Source organism: Nocardia sp. NPDC102475 (genome assembly GCF_055584605.1).
Genome location: NZ_JBVJLS010000009.1, coordinates 92788 through 113442 on the forward strand (window position 1 = coordinate 92788; position 20655 = coordinate 113442).

Annotated in this window: 23 protein-coding genes; 19 read left to right on the top strand and 4 right to left on the bottom strand. The window is 66.7% G+C overall.

The window, feature by feature from the left end; all coding sequences use genetic code 11:
• Positions 1–78: 78 nt before the first annotated feature.
• The 4 genes from ACZ60G_RS18165 to ACZ60G_RS18180 all read left to right on the top strand — a co-directional run bounded on the left by ACZ60G_RS18165 (position 79) and on the right by ACZ60G_RS18180 (position 2947).
• Positions 79–369 (top strand): helix-turn-helix domain-containing protein, encoded by a 291-nt coding sequence (locus ACZ60G_RS18165; protein WP_465811242.1) that lies wholly within the window; start codon positions 79–81, stop codon positions 367–369.
• 167 nt (positions 370–536) lie between these two features.
• Positions 537–638: a 30S ribosomal protein bS22 gene (locus ACZ60G_RS18170; RefSeq protein ID WP_003402602.1), complete on the top strand. Its 102-nt coding sequence runs from the start codon at positions 537–539 to the stop codon at positions 636–638.
• A gap of 249 nt (positions 639–887) precedes the next feature.
• Positions 888–1919: an NAD-dependent epimerase/dehydratase family protein gene (locus ACZ60G_RS18175; protein ID WP_465811380.1), complete on the top strand. Its 1032-nt coding sequence runs from the start codon at positions 888–890 to the stop codon at positions 1917–1919.
• On the top strand, positions 1916–2947 hold the full coding sequence (locus tag ACZ60G_RS18180) for a lysophospholipid acyltransferase family protein (protein ID WP_465811243.1): 1032 nt from the start codon (positions 1916–1918) through the stop codon (positions 2945–2947). Before ACZ60G_RS18175 ends, ACZ60G_RS18180 begins: the two co-directional genes overlap by 4 nt.
• On the opposite strand, the gene ACZ60G_RS18185 is transcribed toward ACZ60G_RS18180, so the two are convergent.
• Entirely contained in the window at positions 2944–3954 is a 1011-nt protein-coding gene (locus tag ACZ60G_RS18185) for an HAD family hydrolase (protein WP_157124690.1), read from the bottom strand. The genes ACZ60G_RS18180 and ACZ60G_RS18185 overlap by 4 nt on opposite strands.
• 129 nt (positions 3955–4083) lie before the next feature.
• On the opposite strand from ACZ60G_RS18185, the gene ACZ60G_RS18190 reads away from it, so the two are divergent.
• The 5 genes from ACZ60G_RS18190 to ACZ60G_RS18210 all read left to right on the top strand — a co-directional run bounded on the left by ACZ60G_RS18190 (position 4084) and on the right by ACZ60G_RS18210 (position 9696).
• On the top strand, positions 4084–4344 hold the full coding sequence (locus tag ACZ60G_RS18190; RefSeq protein WP_063045342.1) for a glutaredoxin family protein: 261 nt from the start codon (positions 4084–4086) through the stop codon (positions 4342–4344).
• Between the two features lie 251 nt (positions 4345–4595).
• Positions 4596–5417: a redox-sensing transcriptional repressor Rex gene (locus tag ACZ60G_RS18195; protein ID WP_465811244.1), complete on the top strand. Its 822-nt coding sequence runs from the start codon at positions 4596–4598 to the stop codon at positions 5415–5417.
• Between the two features lie 73 nt (positions 5418–5490).
• Complete coding sequence (locus ACZ60G_RS18200; RefSeq protein ID WP_465811245.1) at positions 5491–6960, top strand: glutamyl-tRNA reductase; 1470 nt, start codon at positions 5491–5493, stop codon at positions 6958–6960.
• Entirely contained in the window at positions 6957–7991 is a 1035-nt protein-coding gene (gene hemC / locus ACZ60G_RS18205) for a hydroxymethylbilane synthase (protein WP_465811246.1), read from the top strand. Before ACZ60G_RS18200 ends, hemC begins: the two co-directional genes overlap by 4 nt.
• Before the next feature lie 142 nt (positions 7992–8133).
• Positions 8134–9696: a bifunctional uroporphyrinogen-III C-methyltransferase/uroporphyrinogen-III synthase gene (locus tag ACZ60G_RS18210; RefSeq protein ID WP_465811247.1), complete on the top strand. Its 1563-nt coding sequence runs from the start codon at positions 8134–8136 to the stop codon at positions 9694–9696.
• 125 nt (positions 9697–9821) lie between these two features.
• On the opposite strand, the gene ACZ60G_RS18215 is transcribed toward ACZ60G_RS18210, so the two are convergent.
• Together ACZ60G_RS18215 and ACZ60G_RS18220 are read right to left on the bottom strand one after the other, a co-directional pair.
• Positions 9822–10187 (bottom strand): hypothetical protein, encoded by a 366-nt coding sequence (locus ACZ60G_RS18215; protein WP_465811248.1) that lies wholly within the window; start codon positions 10185–10187, stop codon positions 9822–9824.
• Between the two features lie 206 nt (positions 10188–10393).
• Positions 10394–10609 (bottom strand): hypothetical protein, encoded by a 216-nt coding sequence (locus ACZ60G_RS18220; RefSeq protein ID WP_465811249.1) that lies wholly within the window; start codon positions 10607–10609, stop codon positions 10394–10396.
• A 223-nt stretch (positions 10610–10832) separates the two neighbouring features.
• Between ACZ60G_RS18220 and hemB the strand changes: the two genes are divergently transcribed.
• From hemB to ACZ60G_RS18245, 5 genes are all read left to right on the top strand, one after another.
• Positions 10833–11810 carry a porphobilinogen synthase gene (gene hemB, locus ACZ60G_RS18225; RefSeq protein WP_465811250.1) on the top strand — a complete coding sequence of 326 codons (978 nt, stop codon included), beginning with the start codon at positions 10833–10835 and terminating at the stop codon, positions 11808–11810.
• A 545-nt stretch (positions 11811–12355) separates the two neighbouring features.
• On the top strand, positions 12356–12877 hold the full coding sequence (locus ACZ60G_RS18230) for a hypothetical protein (RefSeq protein ID WP_465811251.1): 522 nt from the start codon (positions 12356–12358) through the stop codon (positions 12875–12877).
• A gap of 329 nt (positions 12878–13206) precedes the next feature.
• Positions 13207–13743 (top strand): hypothetical protein, encoded by a 537-nt coding sequence (locus ACZ60G_RS18235; RefSeq protein WP_465811252.1) that lies wholly within the window; start codon positions 13207–13209, stop codon positions 13741–13743.
• A complete protein-coding gene (locus ACZ60G_RS18240) occupies positions 13740–14006 on the top strand; it encodes a hypothetical protein (RefSeq protein WP_465811253.1) in 267 nt (88 codons plus the stop codon). The genes ACZ60G_RS18235 and ACZ60G_RS18240 overlap by 4 nt, the downstream gene beginning before the upstream one ends.
• Positions 14007–14356: 350 nt before the next feature.
• Positions 14357–14590, top strand: a complete 234-nt coding sequence (locus tag ACZ60G_RS18245) for a hypothetical protein (RefSeq protein WP_465811254.1) — start codon at positions 14357–14359, stop codon at positions 14588–14590.
• Positions 14591–14620: 30 nt separating this feature from the next.
• Here the strand turns inward: ACZ60G_RS18245 and ACZ60G_RS18250 are convergent, their stop codons facing one another.
• Positions 14621–15001 carry a hypothetical protein gene (locus ACZ60G_RS18250; RefSeq protein WP_465811255.1) on the bottom strand — a complete coding sequence of 127 codons (381 nt, stop codon included), beginning with the start codon at positions 14999–15001 and terminating at the stop codon, positions 14621–14623.
• Between the two features lie 190 nt (positions 15002–15191).
• On the opposite strand from ACZ60G_RS18250, the gene hemL reads away from it, so the two are divergent.
• The 5 genes from hemL to resB all read left to right on the top strand — a co-directional run bounded on the left by hemL (position 15192) and on the right by resB (position 20653).
• On the top strand, positions 15192–16529 hold the full coding sequence (gene hemL, locus ACZ60G_RS18255) for a glutamate-1-semialdehyde 2,1-aminomutase (protein ID WP_465811256.1): 1338 nt from the start codon (positions 15192–15194) through the stop codon (positions 16527–16529).
• 134 nt (positions 16530–16663) lie between these two features.
• Positions 16664–17281: a histidine phosphatase family protein gene (locus ACZ60G_RS18260; RefSeq protein ID WP_465811381.1), complete on the top strand. Its 618-nt coding sequence runs from the start codon at positions 16664–16666 to the stop codon at positions 17279–17281.
• Positions 17278–17901 (top strand): TlpA disulfide reductase family protein, encoded by a 624-nt coding sequence (locus ACZ60G_RS18265; protein WP_433524615.1) that lies wholly within the window; start codon positions 17278–17280, stop codon positions 17899–17901. The genes ACZ60G_RS18260 and ACZ60G_RS18265 overlap by 4 nt, the downstream gene beginning before the upstream one ends.
• A 281-nt stretch (positions 17902–18182) precedes the next feature.
• Positions 18183–19019 carry a cytochrome c biogenesis CcdA family protein gene (locus ACZ60G_RS18270; RefSeq protein ID WP_465811257.1) on the top strand — a complete coding sequence of 279 codons (837 nt, stop codon included), beginning with the start codon at positions 18183–18185 and terminating at the stop codon, positions 19017–19019.
• Positions 19016–20653: a cytochrome c biogenesis protein ResB gene (gene resB, locus ACZ60G_RS18275; RefSeq protein WP_465811258.1), complete on the top strand. Its 1638-nt coding sequence runs from the start codon at positions 19016–19018 to the stop codon at positions 20651–20653. The genes ACZ60G_RS18270 and resB overlap by 4 nt, the downstream gene beginning before the upstream one ends.
• Positions 20654–20655: the final 2 nt, after the last annotated feature.

Sequence of the window (20655 nt, forward strand, 5' to 3'; positions counted from 1 at the left end):
GTGCGTGTCTGTTCCGCCGGTGGGGAAGCCGGCGGCGCGGACGTGCCGGAGGTCAGTGGTGCGATGATGTCTAACAAGATGTCTGCAAATAGTTCAGGGACGTCGCCAGGAAGTTCCGGACCATCGGGTAGCCGGGCTAATTCCCGGACCCAAGGCGGTTCGGGAACTCCGCCGCAATCGGTGCTCGGCGGAGGTACTCAGTTCCTCACCGTCGCCGAGGTTGCGAATCTCATGCGAGTGTCCAAGATGACGGTCTATCGGCTGGTGCACTCGGGTGAGTTGCCCGCCGTGCGGGTCGGTCGGTCGTTCCGGGTGCATGCCAAGGCGGTGCACGACTATTTGGAGACGTCCTACTTCGACGCTGGATGAGGCGGTTTCATCAGCTTGACGGTGTCCCGGTAGGATGAACCCTCGGTTCGTGTGCGCCTGCCGGCGGCACCGCTTTGTGGTGTCCGGTGCCAGCTGGCGGCGCGGACACTGAATAGGCGTACGTGATTGGCGTGCGCGCCGAGTAGAGAGAACGCGAGGACAACCCTATGGGTTCTGTGATCAAGAAGCGCCGCAAGCGCATGTCGAAGAAGAAGCACCGCAAGCTGCTTCGCCGCACGCGTGTTCAGCGGCGCAAACTCGGCAAGTGAGTCGCTGCGCGTTAGCTGGGAGGCCCGTCACCGATTGGTGGCGGGCTTTTCTTTTTGAAACAGCGAATTTTGAAAGTTGCTCATGTATCGGGTGACTGAAGTCATCGTTAGATCCTGGTTAATACCCTCTGTGCATCGGAGTCGACCGGTTACTCTGATACCGCAGCAAATGGAATTGGGGGGCTGTCACAGTTGGGATCCGGTGCGGTGGGTTCTGAAATACGGGATGGACATACACCCAAGGTGGTGATGGTGACCGGTGCCAGCCGATTCTTCGGCGGCAATGTGGTCGCGCGTTTGGCCCAGGATCAGACCGTCGAACGCATCCTGGCCGTCGACACCATGACCCCGAGTCGTGAACTGCAACGGCGCATGGGCCGCGCCGAATTCGTTCGCGCCGATATTCGAAATCCCTTGATTCGCAAGGTGATCGGCGGCAATGAGGTCGATACCGTCGTGCACGCCGCGATGCTCACGCATCCACCGGCCGGTGGTGGCCGGGCGGTGATGAAGGATCTCAACGTGCTCGGCGCCATGCAGCTGCTCGCGGTCTGTCAGAAATCGCCTTCGGTGCGGCGTGTGGTGGTGCGCTCGACCTCCGCGGTCTACGGATGCAGCGCGAAGGATCCCGCGAAATTCACCGAAGAAATGAGCGCGCGAACCCCACCGAGTGGTTGGTTTGCTCGCGACATGATCGAAATCGAAGGATTCGTCCGCGGACTCGCGCGGCGGCGTCCCGATATCGCCGCTTCGATTTTGCGTTTGGCGCCCATTGTCGGCCCGCGGTTGGCCCGGCGCGGTGTGCAGTATCTGCGTTCACCGGTCGCTCCGACGGTTCTCGGCCGCGATGCCAGGCTGCAGTTGCTGCACGAGGAGGACGCCATCGCCGCGATGGCGCACGCGGCACGGCAGGCGCCCGGCGGCACCTACAACATCGCCGGAGACGGTGCACTGGTGTTGTCGCAGGCGATCCGGCGCGCGGGCCGGATCGAGCTGCCGATCCCATGGTCGGTCTTCCGTACCGCGGGCCGCGCGATCATGGGCCCGATCATGCGGGACTTCACCAGTGAGCAGATCGACTATTTCCACTTCGGCTGTGGCCTCGACACCACCCGTATGCGCACCGAACTCGGTTTCGTCCCGCGCTGGACGACGGTGCAGGCATTCGACGACTTCATTGGGGGCGCAGCGTCGCGGCCCGTCATCGATCCAGCGTGGATCGATGCCGCAGAACATAAACTGCTCGGCCTGCTCGGGGCCGCTACGGGAGCACATACATGAATGACGTGGCGAAAGTCATCCAACTCCACGATCTGAATATCGAAACGCGCCAGCGGAACACGCCGCGGCGCTGGCCGGAGCCGGTGACCGGCGAGGTCACGCCGAGCCAGGTGGTGACGTCGCTGACCGAACGTCTCGCCGCCGCCGAACCCCCGGCGCCGCATTCGGTGTCGGACATGCTGCGCGGCGCCATCGGCAAGCAGATCCACACCACCGCCGATTTCCTGCGCCGTCGGGTCACCGGCGACTATCAGGTCGACGAATTCGGCTTCGACGAGCATCTGCTCGAATCGTTGATCCTGCCCGCGCTGCGCCCGCTCTCGGATTATTGGTTCCGGGTGCAGGTCAACGGGGTCGAGAACATTCCGGAGGCCGGCGGTGCGCTGATCGTCGCCAACCATGCGGGCACCATCCCGCTCGACGGGCTGATGCTGCAACTGGCGATTCACGACCGGCATCCGAAGGAACGCACGCTACGCCTGCTAGCCGCCGATCTCCTCTTCGAGACGCCGGTGCTCGGCGTGCTCGCCCGCAAGGCCGGGCACACCCTGGCCTGCCATCCGGATGCCGAAAGGCTTTTGCGTGCTGGCGAATTGACCGGCGTGTTCCCGGAGGGCTTCAAGGGTGTCGGCAAGCAGTTCACCGACCGCTACAAGCTGCAGCGCTTCGGTCGCGGCGGATTCGTCGCGGCGGCGGTGCGCACCGGCACGCCGATCATTCCGTGCTCGATCGTCGGCTCGGAGGAGATCTATCCGAAGCTGGCCGATATCAAGCCGCTCGCCCGGCTGCTCAATGTGCCGTATTTCCCGGTGACGCCGCTGTTCCCGCATCTGGGTCCGCTCGGTGCGCTGCCACTGCCGTCGAAGTGGTACATCGAATTCGGCGAGCCCATCGCGACCACCGGCTACGAGGCCGAGGACGCGGACGATCCGATGACCATGTTCGAGGTCACCGACCAGGTCCGCGAAACCATTCAGCAGACCCTTTACAAACTACTCACCAAGCGCCGCAACCCGTTCACGGGCTAATGCTCGCGGCGCCGGGTGACCGCCGCGGCGACCGCGCCACCGGCGGCGCCGAGTGCCAGCGCCGTCGGCACGCCGATCTTGGCTGCCTTGCGTCCGGTGCGGAAATCGCGGATCTCCCAGCCGCGATTCTTCGCCACCTCACGTAGGTCCGAATCCGGATTGATCGCCACCGCGGTGCCGACCAGCGACAGCATCGGCACATCGTTGTGGCTGTCGGAGTAGGCCGTACAACGCTTGAGGTTCAAGCCTTCTCGGACCGCCAGAGTGCGCACCGCATGCGCCTTGCCGAGTCCGTGCAGGATGTCGCCGACCAATCGCCCGGTGAACTTTCCGTCGACGCTCTCGGCAACCGTGCCGAGCGCGCCGGTGAGCCCGAGCCGCTTCGCGATCACCTGTGCCAGCTCGACCGGCGTCGCGGTCACCAGCCATACCTGCTGGCCGGCGTCCAGGTGCATCTGCGCCAAAGCCCTTGTGCCGGGCCAGATCTTGTCGGCGATGATCTCGTCGTAGATCTCCTCGCCGAGGGCGGCCAGTTCGGCGGTCGGGCGGCCCGCGATGAATGCCAGCGCCTTCTCCCGGCCCGCGGCCATATCGGTGCTGTTCTCCTTACCGGTGACCCGGAACTTCACCTGCTTCCAGGCGACGTCCACCAGATCGGAGGTCTTGAAGTATTTGCGCGCGGCCAAGCCGCGGGCGAAATGCACGATCGACGCACCCTGCACCATGGTGTTGTCGACATCGAAGAATGCGGCCGCGGTCAGGTCTCGCGGCACCTCGGGCCCGATGGCCTCGATATCGGCTTCGGCGAGTTCGGCATCGTGCAGCGACAGCGCCGCCTCGGCACTGGCCTCACCGGCCAGATTGGCCCGCAGCTCTTCCTCGCTCGGGCCGAAGGGGCTGCGAGAGATGCGCGCGAGCTGGTCCTGCAGACCCTGGCCGAGCCGACCCTGATTCCACCGCACCGGAAACTCACCGAATCGTCCCGCGATGAAACCTGCCCTTGCCACCTTCGATCGTTCCGGCACCAGTACCTCCGCCCGTCGCGCGAACCACAACCACATTAGCTGGCCGCGGTGACAGTTAAGGCACTACCGCGCGCTCCGATCGGGGCGTGGCGAGGGGATTTAATATCGGCCATGACCAATCCCACACATTCGGTGACGCTGCTGACGAGATCGGGCTGCGGGCTCTGCGTCACCGCGTTCGAGCAACTCCGGGCGATCTGCGCCGATTTCGACATCGAGCCGTCGACCGTCGACGTCGACGAAGCCGCCGGAACCGACCCTGGCCTGCGCGCGGAGTACGGCGACCGGCTTCCCGTCGTGCTTTTGGACGGCCGTGAGCACAGCTATTTCGATGTCGACGAGCCCCGATTGCGGGCCGACTTGACTCGCTGAGCGATTGCTGATCCGGCCCGATTCCGCCGCGCTGCTGGTCGCGGCGGAAAATGAGGCCAAATTCACCGACTTTGTGAAGGGGTGCACAAGCGGTTACGGTGGTGGCACGTGACCCGCTCGCCGAGGCTGCGGATCCACCGCGTAATGAACCCAGCATTCCGAATACTTCGACCATGGCACCGGACCGCCCCGGGCACGAGGTCGAACGACGAACCGGACCTCGCCGGAGGCCGGAACGAGGAGCCGACGACGTGACAGAGCAGCATGAGGCGCCGAGTGGCGTCTCCGGCAGGGCTCTGCAGAAGGACATCCCCCAAGCCACCGTGGCGCGGCTGGCCACCTATCTCCGGGTCCTGGCCATGTTGGCCGACGACGGTGTTGCCATCGTATCGAGTGAGGAACTGGCTGTCGCGGCGGGTGTCAATTCGGCCAAGTTGCGCAAGGACCTTTCCTTCCTCGGCCCCAACGGCGTTCGGGGTGTCGGCTATGACGTCGCCAAGTTGCGCACCAGGATCGAGGATGTGCTCGGGCTCTCACAGGGACATCGGGTGGTACTGGTCGGCGCCGGAAATCTGGGCCGGGCCCTGGTGGGCTACGGCGGGTTCCGGCGGCGCGGCTTCACCGTGGTCGGCATGTTCGACAGCCATCCCGAGGTGATCGGCCGGTCGGTCGCCGGTCTGGTGGTGCGCGATGTCGCGGATCTGGCCCCGGCCATCGACGCCTTGAAGCCCACCATCGCGGTGATCACTGTGCCCGACGACGCGGCACAAGACGTTTGCGATCTGCTGGTCGCCTCCGGGCTGCAGTCGATTCTGAGCTTTGCTCCGTGTGAGCTGACCGCACCGGAGACGGTGGAGGTGCGCCGGGTCGATCTGGCGGTCGAGTTGCAGATGCTGTCGTTCGAGACCGCACGCAATGCGCCGCCGCTGCCCGAGGTCGCGCACGCCGTTTCCGGTCGCATCGCCCACCGCGCGCCCGCGCACGCTGCTGCCGCACATCCGGCGCTCAAGCACTCGACATCCTCGCATTCGGCAACGGAGCCATCCAGCAAGGGATCGGTGGTCACACCATGAGTGAGCGCAGCGAACGAATCATGTGCCAGCGCGGTATGCGCATGACGCAGCCGAGCGCCGGCGAGGCGGAGTCATGAGCATTCTTCTAGTCGGGATTTCGCATCGCAGCGCGCCCGTCTCGATTCTGGAGAAGGTCGCGATCACCGACGCGGACCGGCCGAAACTGATCGATCGAATGCTCACCTCCAGCCATGTGTCAGAGGCGATGATCGTCTCCACCTGCAACCGCGTCGAGGTCTACGCCGTGGTGGATGCCTTCCACGGCGGCCTCGCCGAAGTCGGCGATTTGCTGACCAAACATTCCGGCCTCCCGCTGCCGGATCTGACCAAACACGCTTACGTCCGCTACAGCGAGGCCGCGGCTGAACACCTGTTCGCGGTGGCCAGCGGCCTGGATTCGATGGTGATCGGCGAGCAGCAGGTGCTCAGCCAGATCCGCGGCGCCTACGCTTCCGCCGACGCTCAGCAGGCGGTCGGACGGACCCTGCACGAACTCGCGCAGCACGCGCTGCGCGTCGGCAAGCGGGTGCATTCGGAGACCGGTATCGACCGGGCCGGTGCGTCGGTGGTTTCGGTGGCGCTGGATCGGGCGCAGCATGTGCTCGGCCCGCTCGCCGGGCAGACCGCCGTGGTGCTGGGCGCCGGGGCGATGGGCGGGCTCGCGGTCGCGCATCTGTCGCGGGCGGGCATCGGCCGCATCATCGTGGTGAATCGCACGTCGGCCCGGGCCAAGCGGCTCGCCGCGACCGCGCGCAGTCACGGTGTCGAGGCTCATTCGATGGAACTGTCGCGCCTGACCGAGGCGATGGCGGCCGCGGATGTCGTCATCACCTGCACCGGCGCGGTCGGCGCGGTGGTGACACTGGCCGATACCCATCGGGCACTCGCCGAACGCGAGCGCGCCAGCCAGGTGGAACGGCCGTTGGTGTTCTGTGATCTCGGTCTGCCGCGCGATGTCGAACACGCTGTAGCCGGACTGCCCGGTGTCACCGTCATCGATATCGAGACACTGCAGCGCGATCCGGCGGCCGGTGCGGCCGCCGACGATACCGCCGCCGCCCGCTCGATCGTCGCCGACGAACTCGCGAAATACCTTGCGGGCCAGCGCATGGCGGAGGTCACCCCGACCGTTGCCGCATTGCGGCAGCGCGCGGCCGAGGTGGTCGAGGCCGAATTGCTGCGGCTGGATTCCCGGCTGCCCGGACTGGCCGATCCGGAACGTGACGAGGTGGCGCGCACCGTGCGTCGCGTGGTGGACAAGTTGCTCCACGCGCCGACGGTGCGAGTCAAACAGTTGGCCTCCACCCCGGGCGGCGATACCTACGCCGAGGCGCTGCGAGAGCTGTTCGAGCTCAAACCCGGTGCGGCGCAAGCGGTCGCGGCTCCGATGGAGCTCAGTTCGATCAGCGACGAGCATACGGCGATCCGCTTCCTCGGCGATGTTTCGGTCCATCCGGAAGTGATCGTCGGCGGCAGCGAGATCGCACTGGCCGACGACTTCACCGCCGGACACCGCGGCGAAGAACAGGGGCAGACGGCATGACAGTTGTGCAGGAAGAGGCAAACGTGACCGCAGGCAGCATTCGCGTGCCGTGGCGGATCGGCACCAGAGGCAGTTTGCTCGCCCTCACGCAGGCGGGCACCATCCGCGACAACCTGATCGCGGCCGGACACGATGCGGAGCTGGTGGTCGTCAAGACCCCGGGCGATCTGTCCTCGGATCCGGTGCAGCAGATCGGTGTCGGCGTCTTCACCTCGGCACTGCGCGACGAACTCGCCGCCGGGAATATCGATATCGCGGTGCACTCGTACAAAGACCTGCCGACCGCACAGGATCCGCGTTTCACCATCGCCGCCATCCCGCCCCGCGAGGATCCGCGCGACGCACTGGTGGCGCGCGACGGTCTGGTGCTCGGTGAACTTCCGGCCGGTGCCAAGGTCGGCACCTCAGCACCGCGCCGCGCGGCCCAGTTGCGTGCTCTCGGACTCGGCCTGGACATCGTGCCGCTGCGTGGCAATCTCGATACCCGGCTGCGCAAGGTCAGCGAGGGGGAGTTGGACGCGGTCGTGGTGGCCAGGGCCGGACTGGCCAGAATCGGCCGGCTCGACGTCGTCACCGAGGCGCTGGAGCCGGTGCAGATGTTGCCCGCGCCCGCACAGGGTGCGTTGGCGGTCGAATGCCGCAGTGATGACAGCGAACTCATCGAGGCGCTGACCGAACTCGACGACGCATCGACCCGCGCGTCCGTCGTTGCCGAACGGTCGCTGCTGGCCGAACTCGAGGCCGGTTGCACCGTGCCGATCGGCGCGATCGCCGAGGTCGTCGAATCGCTCGACGATGACGGCAGAATTGTCGATGAACTCTCGCTGCGCGGTTGCGCGGCGGCCGTCGACGGCTCCGATGTATTGCGAGCCTCCGTGGTCGGCGCTCCTGAGCGCGCTGCGGAGCTCGGCCGCGAGTTGGCCCGGGAACTGCTCGACTTGGGCGCTCGTGAGTTGCTCAGCACGCCGGAAGCAGCGGTTAACCCGCCCACTGACTTTTACAATTCCAGCCCAATGGAGAACAGCCAATGAGCGAGCGCAGCGAGCGAATCAACAGCACAGCGCCTTCGGGCATGTCCGTGCCGAGCGCTAGCGAGGTGCGGGCCATGAGCGAGCGAATCAACTACACAGCGCCCCCGGCGATGGCCGTGCCGAGCGCTAGCGAGGTACGGGCATGAGCCGAGCACACAAGAAGCATCCAGGACGGATCCTGTTTGTCGGGTCGGGGCCCGGCGACGCGGCACTGCTGACAGTGCGTGCGCGCGAGGTGCTGGGGCGGGCGACATTGGCATTCACTGATCCCGATGTCGACAAGGGTGTGCTCGCCCTGATCGGTATCGCGGTCGAGCCGGGCGAGGACGGTGAAAGCCCGGTCGACGTGCGGCCCGCGCTCGGCGATCCCGCCGAGGTGGCCAAGACACTGATCGCCGAGGCCCGCGGTGGCCACGACGTGGTCCGGGTGGTCGCGGGTGATCCGCTGACGACCGACTCGGTGATCGCTGAGGTCAATGCGGTGACGCGCTCGCATATGGTCTTCGAGGTGCTGCCGGGGCTGCCCAATGGTTCCGCGGTGCCGAGTTTCGCCGGTATCGCGCTCGGCTCCGGGCACACCGAGGCCGATGTGCGCGGTGAGGTCGACTGGGCCGCACTGGCCGCCGCGCCCGGCCCGCTGGTGTTGTCGGCGACCTCGGGTCATCTGGCCGAAACCGCGAGCGCGCTGGTCGAACACGGTATGGCGCCGCAGACCCCGGTCGCGGTGACGGTGCGCGGCACCACCCGCCAGCAGCGCACCATCGAGGCCACCCTGGCCACGCTCAACAGTGCGGCCTCCGAATTGGTCGGCCCGCTGGTGGTGACCATCGGCAAGGTGGTCGCGCAGCGGTCGAAGATGTCGTGGTGGGAGTCGCGGGCGCTGTACGGCTGGACCGTGCTGGTGCCGCGCACCAAGGATCAGGCCGCCGAGATGAGCGAGCGACTGGTCACCCACGGCGCCATCCCGATGGAGGTGCCGACCATCGCGGTCGAGCCGCCGCGCAGTCCGGCGCAGATGGAGCGCGCGGTCAAGGGGCTGGTCGACGGCCGCTACCAGTGGGTGGTATTCACCTCCACCAATGCGGTGCGCGCGGTGTGGGAGAAGTTCGCCGAGTTCGGTTTGGACGCCCGGGCCTTCTCCGGTGTGAAGATCGCCTGCGTGGGCGAGGCCACCGCGGACAAAGTGCGCTCGTTCGGCATCAACCCGGAGCTGGTGCCGAGTGGCGAACAGTCCTCCGAGGGGCTGCTCGCCGACTTCCCGCCCTACGACGACGTTTTCGATCCGGTGAACCGAGTGCTGTTGCCGCGCGCGGACATTGCCACCGAAACCCTGGCCGAGGGTCTGCGCGACCGCGGCTGGGAAATCGATGACGTGACGGCCTACCGCACGGTGCGCGCCTCGCCACCGCCGGCCGAGACCCGCGAGATGATCAAGACCGGCGGCTTCGACGCGGTGCTGTTCACCTCGTCCTCCACGGTCCGCAATCTGGTCGGTATCGCGGGTAAGCCGCACGCGCGCACCATCGTTGCGTGCATCGGCCCGAAGACCGCCGAGACGGCCATCGAATTCGGTCTGCGCGTGGATGTGCAGCCGGAGGTCGCCCAGGTCGGTCCGCTGGTGGAGGCGCTGGCCGAGCATGCGGCCCGCCTGCGCGCCGAGGGCCTGCTGCCCCCGCCGCGCAAGAAGAGCCGCCGCAGCCGCTAGATATCCGTTGGCCTACCCGGTTGTGCGACGAGAGTGCAGGCTGTTTCGAGCGACCTGCAAGCAGTCGCTAGCGCCGACTCTCTCGCCGCACCACCGGAGCCGCCGCAACCGTCGAGCTCCGTTGATCAGCGGCTGTAGCGCATCAGGGTCCGCACCAAACGGCAGGTGGTGTCGGACGGCGGGCGGATATCGATGAGTTCGGCTGTGCGCCGGATCCTTTCGTTGCTGGCTTGGCTCGGCAGATAGATCCCGGAGTCCAGCAGGGCGATGGTCAGGCGCATCGCCTTGAGTCGCCGATTGTGTGAGATGTACCACTTGCGCGGCCGCCCGGCGGGTAGCGGCCGCCTCTGCAGCGGAACATAGGGCCGAACTGTGTTGTTTCGAGCGACCTGCAAGCAATCGCTAGCGGCGATCTTCGACTTCGGTGCGGTCTTGGGCACGGTGGCGTCCTCCCGTCGCGATCGGGAACCCGGAGCGATTCCCTCGAACACGCCTTCGATTTTACTCCTCCCCACCGACAAAAACGCCCGCTCACAAGGGCTTTCGGGTCCGTGCGTTCAGAGTTCGCCGAGGAGTTCGAGCGCTTGGGGGTGGCGCAGGATCGCGGCGCGCCCGAGCCAGTAGCGGGCGTCCTTGTGCGCCTGGACTTCTGCCGCGGGATTGTCCGTCTGCACAGGCTGCTCTCGCAGGAATCGCCCTAGCTGGAACTTCGAATCGGCATCGCCTGTGCCATGGCCGGTCCGCTGCCTCGAGCGGCGGCGCGGCGGAACCACTGCTCGGCCTCCGCCGTCTCACCAGCCTCGGATAACCGCTGCGCCAACTGCACGATCACGCCCGGATCCCCGCCACGCGCCAGTCTTCGCAGACCGGCCCAATCGGTGCGTCGCTGCGGCGGCGTCGCGAACTCTGTCATCGCGTACTCCTGGAACAAGACCGGCCACTCCCCACCATCATCCGCCCCTCGCACCGCACCCTTCGAGCGCCGGTAAATCCCCGGCGACCGCCGGGTGGCCCGCAGTGTCGCGCAGCGGGCTTATCGAATCCTCGAGACATCCTCAACCGGGCTGACGGGCCCCTGATCCATTGGCGTACCCGCCGCTTGCGACTCGTATTCGGGCCGGGCGTATCGTGCGGTTATGACCGGATTGGACCGCCCGCGGCGGTTGCGCCGTACCCCCGCCCTGCGTCGTCTCGTGGCCGAAACAACTCTCGAGCCACGGCAATTGGTGCTGCCGATGTTCGTCGCCGACGGACTGGACGAGCCGCGCGAGATCGGCTCCATGCCGGGCGTGCTGCAGCATTCGATGGATTCGCTGCGCAAGGCGGCGGTCGAGGCGGTCACCGCGGGTGTGGGCGGGCTCATGCTCTTCGGTGTGCCGCGGCCCGAGGACAAGGACGCCACCGGCAGCAAGGCCAGCGATCCCGACGGCATTCTCAACCGCGGGCTGCGCGCGCTCGCCGACGAGGTCGGCGATTCGACGGTGGTCATGGCAGATACCTGTCTCGACGAATTCACCGATCACGGGCACTGCGGCGTGCTGTCCGCGGACGGCGCCGTCGATAACGACGCCACCCTGCACCGCTACGTGGAGATGGCGCTCGCGCAGGCCGAAGCCGGTGCGGATCTGCTCGGTACCAGCGGCATGATGGACGGTCAGGTCGGCGCGATCCGGCGCGGCCTGGACGCGGTCGGGCGCACCGATACCGGCATCCTCGCCTACGCGGCGAAGTACGCCTCGGCGTTCTACGGTCCGTTCCGCGAGGCGGTCGCCTCCTCGCTGGAAGGGGATCGGCGCAGTTACCAGCAGGATCCGGCGAACCGTCGCGAGGCGATCCGGGAACTGCAACTGGATCTGGCCGAGGGCGCGGACATCGTGATGGTCAAGCCCGCCATGTCCTATCTGGACATCCTGCGCGATGTCGCCGACCAATCCACGGTGCCGGTGGCCGCGTATCAGATCTCGGGCGAATACGCGATGATCACCGCCGCCGCCCAGCGCGGCTGGATCGACCGCCGCGGCGCCATCCTGGAATCGCTGATCGGCATCCGCCGCGCCGGCGCGGATATGGTGCTCACGTACTGGGCGACCGAGGCCGCGCACTGGCTGTCGTGACGAATCCGCCCAGACCCGAGGCGCCGGGTTCGGAGTCCGGCAGTCCGAAGTCGTCCGAGTCGGAATCGGTGAGCCCGGAGTCGCCCACATCGCAATCATCCGCCGAGCCGGGTTCGGATTCGCCGGACCGTGAGTCGGGCGGGACGGCCTCGCTTGGTTCGAATCCGCAAGGGTCGGATACGCCGGGACCGGACCCAGCATCACTGCCGGAGGGTGCATCTCCAACCGAGGCGTATCTGCCTGGACCGCAGGGCACTGAGTCGACCGGGGCGTGGCCACAGGGGGCCGAGAAGCCCGAGACGGCTGATTCGAATCCGCACGGCCCAACTCCGGTGGGAGCGTATGCGGACGGCTCGACTCCGGCGGATGCGCATGTGCACGGCTCGAGTCCCGCGGGAGCGCATGTGCACGGCTCGAGTCCCGCGGGAGCGCATACTCACGGCCCGAGTCCGGCGGCAGCGCATCCACCCGGACAGTATCCGCAGGGTGCGATTCCGCCGGGGCCGTATCCACCGATGCCGTATCCACCAGGGATGTATCCACCGATGACGCACCCGGGCGGGCCTGTTGCAGGGCCGCCGCGGCCGGAACCGCCGGAGGACATTCGGACGGCGCGGCAATTGTGGTGGGGTGTAATCGGATTCGGAATTCTGCAGATGGTCGGGTCGGTTGTCGCGGCGATTCAGCAGCGCAAGGATTTCGCGCAGAAGATGTTCGACCAAGTGCACGTCAGCGATCCGAATTTCACGATGGCCAATGCGGAGCTGATGGTCTCGCTGGCCTTCGTGGTCGCTGTGGTGATCGGGTTGGCGCTGGCCGCATTCGCCTTGCTGTTCGTGCACCAGTTCGTGCGCGGAAAGCTATGGGCACGGACGCTTTTGACTGCTGTGGGCGTCTGGTTGGTGCTGGTCGCGGTCGGCACGCTGTTCGCGCTGGAAGCGGTGACCGGAGCGGCCTCGCTGGTGGCGGGTGCGGCGGCGATCGTGCAGGGCGTGCTGGCGGCGGGTGCGGTGTATCTGAGTCACCGTCCGGACTCGACCGCGTACTTCCAGATGAATCGCAGGTGAACGAAGGCTGGAGCCGTCCGCGAGTTTGTCAAGAAATCGGCAGCATGTATCGTGAGGGTTGTCACAGAGGACATGGGAACCGGAAGTCATTTGTTACACGTTGTCTTACGTTTTGTAAGTACGTCGACCAGATGGCTCCGGGAGATCGGAGGCATCGATGCGAGTGGTGATCCAACAACCGCAGAGCATTCGACGAGATCTGCTTGTACTGAGCCTGCTGGTCCTGTTCGCGTTGGTCACCGTCGCGCTGCTGATCCTGCCCGGCGCGGTCGGCTGATCCGGGACCGGATGTCGATTCCCGCCGCCGTGCTCCGCACGTGGAGCATAGTGTGACGGATTCCGCGGATGGCGCGACCATCCTGTTCGCCGAACCGGGCGCGCGCTGGCGTTCGGTGGCATACGGGCCGTTGCTATGTCTGATCGTGTTGATTCTGGAATTGGTGACCGCTGATCAGGTGCACTGGTTCGCCCTGATTTTCTGTGCCGCGCTGATCGCGGGTTTCGTTGTGCTGCAGGTGATCGCGGGGCAGCGGCATGTGAGCGTCGAGCTGACCCCCGACACCCTGCGCGAGGGCACCGAGACCCTGCCACTGGCGTCCATCGCTGCGGTGCTGCCCGAGCGGGACGAGGACTCCTGGGATGATGAGGATTGGGAATCGGCGCGCTCGCTCGGCGAATTGAGCGGGGTGCCACGCCGGCGCAAGGGCATCGGGCTGCGGCTCGCCGGTGGTGAACTGGTGCAGGCATGGGCGAAGGATCACCGCGGACTGCGGGCCGCGCTCACCGAAGCGCTCGGCAGGACCGATGCCGACCTGCCCACGCGGACCGAGGAAACCGAAGACAGCGAGAAAGGAGCGGATCGTTGACGCGCTTGATTGCGCTCGGTGACCGGATGCTTGCGGCATTGGTGGAGTTGACGCTCGCGCTCGGGTGCGCGGTTCTCGCGGCGGTGAGTTGGCGCAACGGGCTGATCACCACCACCTTCGCGCCGTCGGGTGACGTGCCCGGCTTCGATTCCACCCGCTACCGCGCTCCGTGGTTGGTGCTCGCCGCTTTCCTGGTCATGGTGGCCGGCGTGCTCGCGATCGATGCCGTCGCGCGCACGGTGCGTGCCGCGCGTTCGCGCTGAACCAGGGCAATCACCGGCGATCCGGATCGCCGCACCAGTTTGTTCGCGAATTTCGCGGGAACATCGCAGGCATGATGCCGACAATCCCATCGTTTTCGCTGCTGAATCTGCTGCCCGTCCCGTTGGCCTGTCTGCTGACAACCGGTTTCGCCTTGTTCTGCGTCGGCATCACCGCGTAGCGCCGTATCCCGCTCGGGCGCAACGGCCGATCCGAGAGTGCCCTGGCGCATCGGCCGCGACTGCACTACCGTGCAAGTGCCGCGCCGCGAGGTGCAACGGTCGGCATTCAGTGAAAACTGTTGTGGCCGTTATGCTTTCGGCCGGAATCCGAATTGTGTCGACTGGGAGAAATGCTTGTGATTCGTTTTGCCGGGAAAGTGTGCGCGGCGGTCGTCGTGGCGGCCGCGATCGGTGCGGCGCCCGCATGGGCCGCGCCGGGACTGCCGCTGGAGCCCGCCGCCCAGACCGAGGTGTCCCAGCCCGCGCCGATCTTCGTGCCCGATTCGGGTTCGGCCGGTGTGTACAACAACTTCATGTGCCAGCTGCACACCATCTCGGCCTCGGCGCCGTGCATGTACACCTGAGTTCGCCCACCCCCGCCGGCTGCGGTCCCTCTAGTCCCAACTCTGATAGATGTCGAGCGTGCGGCCGTCCCTGGTGCCCGGCGCGTTGAGGTACACGGTGACGGTGCCGTCCGGATGCCTGGCCGCCTCCATGATGACCTGGCGCAATGAGGCGTGCACTCCGCCGTTCTCGTCGCGGTAGATCTCGGTGTCACTCTTCAGTCCGGCGCCGATCCGGTTGAGCGGCACCACCATGGTGACCAATGCCGGTAGTGGTCCGTCGCCGAGGGCCGCGGTCTCCGCGTGATCCAGATGCAGCCCGATCCGGTCGGGCTGGCTGACCGGATCCGCGGCGGCTGCGGTCCCGGTGCCGAAGGTGACGGCGGCGGCGAGCGCGGCGAAGATCGTGGCGCTGATGACGGCGAACCGCATTGGACCCTCCCGATAGGTTAGATGGTGCGACGACCCACCGAGATTACGCATCGGTAATCGGTCGGCGACCGATATCGGCCGCAACCATGATCGGCGTGTTGCGCCGAACAGACTGCGGTGCGTGCGGTCTGCGTCACTCGACTACACCCTGTCGTCGACTCGTTCCAATCGGGCTGAGACACTGGACGTCGTGAGTTCTTCTCCGCGCGTGACCAGGGCATCGGTGCCGGTCTCGGCTCAGCTCTTCGACCGGGCCGCTTCGGTGATTCCGGGTGGTGTGAATTCGCCGGTGCGGGCCTTCAAGTCCGTCGGTGGCACACCGCGATTCATCGCATCGGCCAAGGGCTGCACACTCATAGATGTCGACGGCAACGAGTATGTCGACCTGGTGTGTTCCTGGGGTCCGATGATTCTCGGCCACGCGCACCCCGAGGTGGTCGAGGCGGTGCAGCGCGCGGCCGTCGGCGGACTGTCCTTCGGCGCGCCGACCGAGGCCGAGATCGAACTCGCCGAGCTGATCGCCGAGCGGGTGGCGCCGGTGGACCGGGTCCGCCTGGTCAATTCCGGCACCGAGGCCACCATGAGCGCGGTCCGGCTGGCTCGCGGCTACACCGGTCGCGCCAAGATCATCAAATTTTCGGGTTGCTACCACGGCCATGTGGACGCGCTGCTCGCCGACGCCGGATCCGGCGTCGCGACCCTCGGCCTGCCCACCTCGCCCGGTGTCACCGGCGCGCAGGCGGGCGACACCATCGTGCTGCCGTACAACGACATCGAGGCCGTTGCCGCGGCGTTCGCCGCGCATCCGGGTGAAATCGCGTGTGTGATCACCGAGGCGGCCGCGGGCAATATGGGTGCGGTCGCACCGCTGCCCGGTTTCAACGAGGGCCTGCGCAAGCTGACCGCCGACGACGGCGCGCTGCTGATCATGGACGAGGTGATGACCGGATTCCGGGTGAGCCGGTCCGGCTGGTTCGGCCGCGACGGTGTCGCCGGTGACCTTTACACCTTCGGCAAGGTGATGAGCGGTGGGCTGCCTGCCGCCGCGTTCGGCGGTCGCGCCGAGATCATGAATCACCTTGCGCCGCTTGGCCCGGTGTATCAGGCGGGCACCCTTTCCGGGAACCCGGTCGCTGTCGCCGCTGGCCTCGCCTCGCTCCGTGCGGCCGATGACGCGGTGTACGCCGCACTCGATCGCAATGCCGAGCGGCTGGGCGGCTTGTTCACCGAAGCGCTCGGTGCCGTGGGGGTAGAGCATCAGGTCCAGTTCGCGGGCAATATGGTGAGCGTGTTCTTCGCCGACCGTCCGGTCACCGACTACGCCGCCGCTAAAGCCAGCCAGACCTGGCGTTTCCCCGCTTTCTTCCACGCACTGCTCAACGGCGGTGTGTACGCGCCGCCGAGCGCGTTCGAAGCATGGTTCGTCTCCGCGGCGCTCGACGAGGACGCATTCGACCGTATCGCCGCCGCCCTGCCCGCCGCCGCACATGCGGCCGCGGCCGCCACCCCCGAAGGATCCCGCGCGTGAGTTCCGACCAGCCAGATTCAGAAAAGCGCGAACTACCCGATACCCCTGTCGACGGCGCGGAAACGGCCGCCCTCGCCGACGAGTCCGATGCCGCTGCGCCGGTCGACGCGGTCGAGGACGACACCGTCGAGACCATCGTGCATGTGCTGCGGCACGGCGAGGTGCACAACCCGAAGGGCATTCTCTACGGTCGCCTGCCCGGGTTCAGCCTCTCGGTGACCGGCCGGTCACAGGCCGGTGCGGTGGCGCGGTCGCTGGCCGACCACGACATCGCCGTGGTGATCGCCTCGCCACTGCAGCGCGCGCAGGAGACCGCCGAGCCGATCGCGCGTCAGCACGGGCTGCTCGTGCGCACCGACGAGAACCTGATCGAGGCCGGTAATACCTTCGAGGGTCTGCGGGTTTCGGTCGGCGACGGTGCGCTGCGCAAGCCCAGGCACTGGTGGAAGCTGCGCGATCCGTTCACCCCGTCCTGGGGCGAGTCATATCTGCAGATCGCGCACCGCATGCTGGCCGCGGTCAATAAGGCCAGGGTCGAGGCGGCCGGACACGAGGCGGTGCTGGTCTCGCATCAGCTGCCGGTCTGGACGCTGCGGCGGTTCCTGCAGGGCCAGCGGCTCTGGCACGATCCGCGGCATCGGCAATGCTCGCTCGCCTCGCTGACCTCGCTGGTCTACCAGGGCGACACCCTCGTCGACATCGTCTACTCCGAGCCCGCAGGCGGTTCGGATCCCACGGTGCACGGCGCATGAGAACTTCTTCCCGGCCGTCGGCCCGGCGTTTCACGTCGGTCCTGCTCGCGTGCGTGGCCCTGGTGGCCGCGCTCGCGGGTTGTTCGACCGGGAAGGATGCGGTGGCCTCCGGCGGTACGTTCGAATTCGTCTCGCCCGGTGGCAAAACCGATATTTTCTACGATCCGCCCGCCGCGCGTGGCACCATCGGCAAGCTCGCCGGGCCGGATCTGATGACCTCGGGCAAGACCACTTCGGTCGCCGACTTCCCGGACAAGGTGGTCGTGCTCAATCTGTGGGGGCAGTGGTGCGGGCCGTGCCGTGCCGAGGCGCCCGCGCTCGAAAGGGTCTACGAGGCAACCAAGGACAGGGGCGTCGTCTTTCTCGGCATCAATGTCCGTGATTTTCAGCAGGACAAGGCACAGGACTTCGTCGTCGACAACAAGGTCGGTTATCCGTCCGTCTACGACCCGTCCATGCGCACCCTGCTCGCGCTCGGCGGCAACTTCCCGACCAGTGTCATTCCCACCACGCTGGTGCTGGATCGGCAACATCGGGTCGCCGCTGTCTTCCTCCGCTCGCTCTTGGCGGAAGACCTCCAACCAGTTGTCGAACGCATTGCCGCGGAAGGTTCGCAGTGACCCCGCCCAAGCCGTTCGGCCCATGTCGTAATTACGTCCCGCTCGATAGCGAGCGGTAGGAAAGGTGCAATCGTGAATCGCGATCGCCGTACTCGTAGCCCGCGTGCCTGTCGCCCGCGGCAGGCCGCCCGTCTCGTTCGCGGTGTCTGGACGGTCGATGACCGGTGGGTCGGCGTTGCCGCCGTGCCACGCAGCGCCGCAGCCGATTCCATGATGGACTTCGCGCCGGAGGCCGCGCCGGTGCCTGAACGAGCTGATCGACCCCCCGTGGAGACCGACTGATGGTGCTTGCCGCAGTAGGTGATTCGTTCCAGCAGACGGCGGCGACGGGGCCGCTGTTATTGGCGCTCGGCGCATGCGTACTGGCCGGACTGGTCTCGTTCGCCTCGCCGTGTGTGGTGCCGCTGGTGCCGGGTTACCTGTCCTATCTGGCCGGGCTGGTCGGCGCCGAGGCGCCGCCCGCCACCGCAACGCAGGCCAAAAGCCTTGGCGGCAAAGCGGTTTCGGTCGATCGGGCTGCGGCACGTACGGGTCGGATCCGAGTGGCCGGTGCGGCCGGGTTGTTCGTCGCGGGCTTCACCGTGGTGTTCGTGCTCGCCACCGCAACGGTTTTCGGCGTCATCCAGACCCTGAACGTGAATCGTGAACTGCTGCAACGGGTCGGCGGTGTGGTCACCATCCTGATGGGTCTGGTGTTCATCGGCTTGGTCCCCGCGTTGCAGCGCGATACGCGGATAGAGCCGCGCAGGCTCACCAGTATTCTGGGCGCTCCGCTGCTCGGTGCGGTCTTCGCGCTGGGTTGGACGCCGTGCCTCGGGCCGACGCTGTCCGGGGTGATGGCGGTTTCGGCCGGGACCGAGGGCACGACGGCCGTGCGCGGCGTCGCGCTGATCGTCGCCTATTGCCTCGGCCTCGGACTGCCGTTCGTGGTCCTGGCCTTCGGGTCGGCGAGTGCGTTGCGTGGGGTCGGTTGGCTGCGGCGCAATTCGCGCACCATTCAGATCATCGGGGGCATATTGCTCGTCGCGGTCGGGATCGCGCTGGTCACGGGGGCGTGGGACCAGTTCGTCGCCTGGGTGCGCGACGGGTTCGTTTCCGAGGTGACGCTGCCGATATGACCGTGATCGACAGACCCGAGGCGCCGGTGACGCCGCCGCGCCAGTCGCTACCGGGTCGCGCGTGGGCGCTCGTGCGCAATGCCTGGCGTGGGCTCACCAGTATGCGCACCGCGCTGGTATTGCTGTTTCTGCTGGCCCTTGGCGCGATTCCGGGTGCACTGCTGCCGCAGCGAAATCTCAACGAGGGCAAGGTCGACCAGTACATCGCCGACCGCCCGACGCTCGGACCGTGGATGGACCGGTTCCAGCTGTTCGACGTGTTCTCCAGCTTCTGGTTCACGGCAATCTATGCGCTGCTGTTCATTTCGCTCGTCGGCTGCATTCTGCCGCGCTGCCTGGATCACTATCGCGCACTGCGCACGCCGCCGGTCCGGGTGCCGCGCAACCTGTCGCGGCTGCCGCACCATTACTCCGAGACGATCGATGGCACGCCGGACGCCGTGCTCGATCACGCTCGAAAAGAGTTGCGCGGCTGGCGGACCGAGGTGCGCGACGGTACTCGCGAAGGCGAGATCACCCTCTCCGCGGAGAAGGGGTACACCCGCGAACTCGGCAATCTCGTCTTCCACCTGGCCCTGGTCGGGCTGCTCGTCGCGATCGCGGTCGGCAAGCTGTTCGGTTACGAGGGCAGCGTGATCGTCATCGCGAACAACGGGCCCGGCTTCTGCACCACCTCGCCCGCGGTCTTCGACTCGTTCAAGGCGGGCAATATCAACGACGGCACCGGTATGGCGCCCTTGTGCGTGCGGGTCAAGGACTTCAAGGCCGATTACCTGCAGAACGGTCAGGCCGAGATGTTCACCTCGCATATCGAATATCAGGCCGGCGGCGATCTGCAGAGCGATACCTGGCGCGATGCGCAGATCCAGGTGAACCATCCGCTGCGCGTCTCGGGGGACCGGTTGTATCTGCAGGGCCACGGTTACGCGCCGACGTTCACGGTGACATTCCCGAACGGCCAGACCCGAACCGAGACCATCCAGTGGCGGCCCGACAATGCGCAGACCTTCCTGTCCAGCGGTGTGCTGCGGATCGATCCGCCCGGCGGCATGTACGCGACCGACGAGGAGCGCCGCAAGAACCAGATCGCCATCGAGGGTGTGTTCGCGCCGACCGCGCTGCTGCACGGCAGCCTGCTCACCTCCTCGTTCCCGACCATGAACGATCCGGCCGTCGCGGTGGACATCTATCGCGGCGATACCGGTCTCGATACCGGTAAGCCGCAGTCGCTGTTCGCACTGGATCCCGAGCAGGTCAAGCAGGGGCGACTGACCAAGGAGGCCAGGGTCAACCTGCGTCCCGGCGAGTCGTCGACGCTGCCCAATGGCACCAAGGTCACCTTCGACGGTGCGCAGGAATTCGTGAACTTGCAGGTATCGCACGATCCGGCGCAGCAGTGGGTGCTGGTGAGCGCGCTGGCCATGATGGCCGGGCTGCTGGTGTCGCTGCTGGTGAAGCGGCGACGCATCTGGATCCGCGTGTACCCGGCCGATGACGAAGCGGGTACCGTTGACAAACGACGCACCGTAGTAGAGATGGGCGGGCTCGCCAGAACCGATCAGGCGGGCTGGGGCAGCGAATTCGATCGCCTGCGCAAGCGCCTGCTCGATGACCGATCCGCCACGGGAGAGTGACC

Coding starts and splice junctions, on each gene's coding strand:
- ACZ60G_RS18165 (WP_465811242.1), top strand. CDS start 79: ATGTCTGCAAATAGTTCAGGGACGTCGCCAGGAAGTTCCGGACCATCG.
- ACZ60G_RS18170 (WP_003402602.1), top strand. CDS start 537: ATGGGTTCTGTGATCAAGAAGCGCCGCAAGCGCATGTCGAAGAAGAAG.
- ACZ60G_RS18175 (WP_465811380.1), top strand. CDS start 888: ATGGTGACCGGTGCCAGCCGATTCTTCGGCGGCAATGTGGTCGCGCGT.
- ACZ60G_RS18180 (WP_465811243.1), top strand. CDS start 1,916: ATGAATGACGTGGCGAAAGTCATCCAACTCCACGATCTGAATATCGAA.
- ACZ60G_RS18190 (WP_063045342.1), top strand. CDS start 4,084: ATGACCAATCCCACACATTCGGTGACGCTGCTGACGAGATCGGGCTGC.
- ACZ60G_RS18200 (WP_465811245.1), top strand. CDS start 5,491: ATGAGCATTCTTCTAGTCGGGATTTCGCATCGCAGCGCGCCCGTCTCG.
- hemC (WP_465811246.1), top strand. CDS start 6,957: ATGACAGTTGTGCAGGAAGAGGCAAACGTGACCGCAGGCAGCATTCGC.
- ACZ60G_RS18210 (WP_465811247.1), top strand. CDS start 8,134: ATGAGCCGAGCACACAAGAAGCATCCAGGACGGATCCTGTTTGTCGGG.
- ACZ60G_RS18220 (WP_465811249.1), bottom strand. CDS start 10,609: ATGACAGAGTTCGCGACGCCGCCGCAGCGACGCACCGATTGGGCCGGT.
- hemB (WP_465811250.1), top strand. CDS start 10,833: ATGACCGGATTGGACCGCCCGCGGCGGTTGCGCCGTACCCCCGCCCTG.
- ACZ60G_RS18230 (WP_465811251.1), top strand. CDS start 12,356: ATGACGCACCCGGGCGGGCCTGTTGCAGGGCCGCCGCGGCCGGAACCG.
- ACZ60G_RS18245 (WP_465811254.1), top strand. CDS start 14,357: ATGCTTGTGATTCGTTTTGCCGGGAAAGTGTGCGCGGCGGTCGTCGTG.
- ACZ60G_RS18250 (WP_465811255.1), bottom strand. CDS start 15,001: ATGCGGTTCGCCGTCATCAGCGCCACGATCTTCGCCGCGCTCGCCGCC.
- ACZ60G_RS18265 (WP_433524615.1), top strand. CDS start 17,278: ATGAGAACTTCTTCCCGGCCGTCGGCCCGGCGTTTCACGTCGGTCCTG.
- ACZ60G_RS18270 (WP_465811257.1), top strand. CDS start 18,183: ATGGTGCTTGCCGCAGTAGGTGATTCGTTCCAGCAGACGGCGGCGACG.
- resB (WP_465811258.1), top strand. CDS start 19,016: ATGACCGTGATCGACAGACCCGAGGCGCCGGTGACGCCGCCGCGCCAG.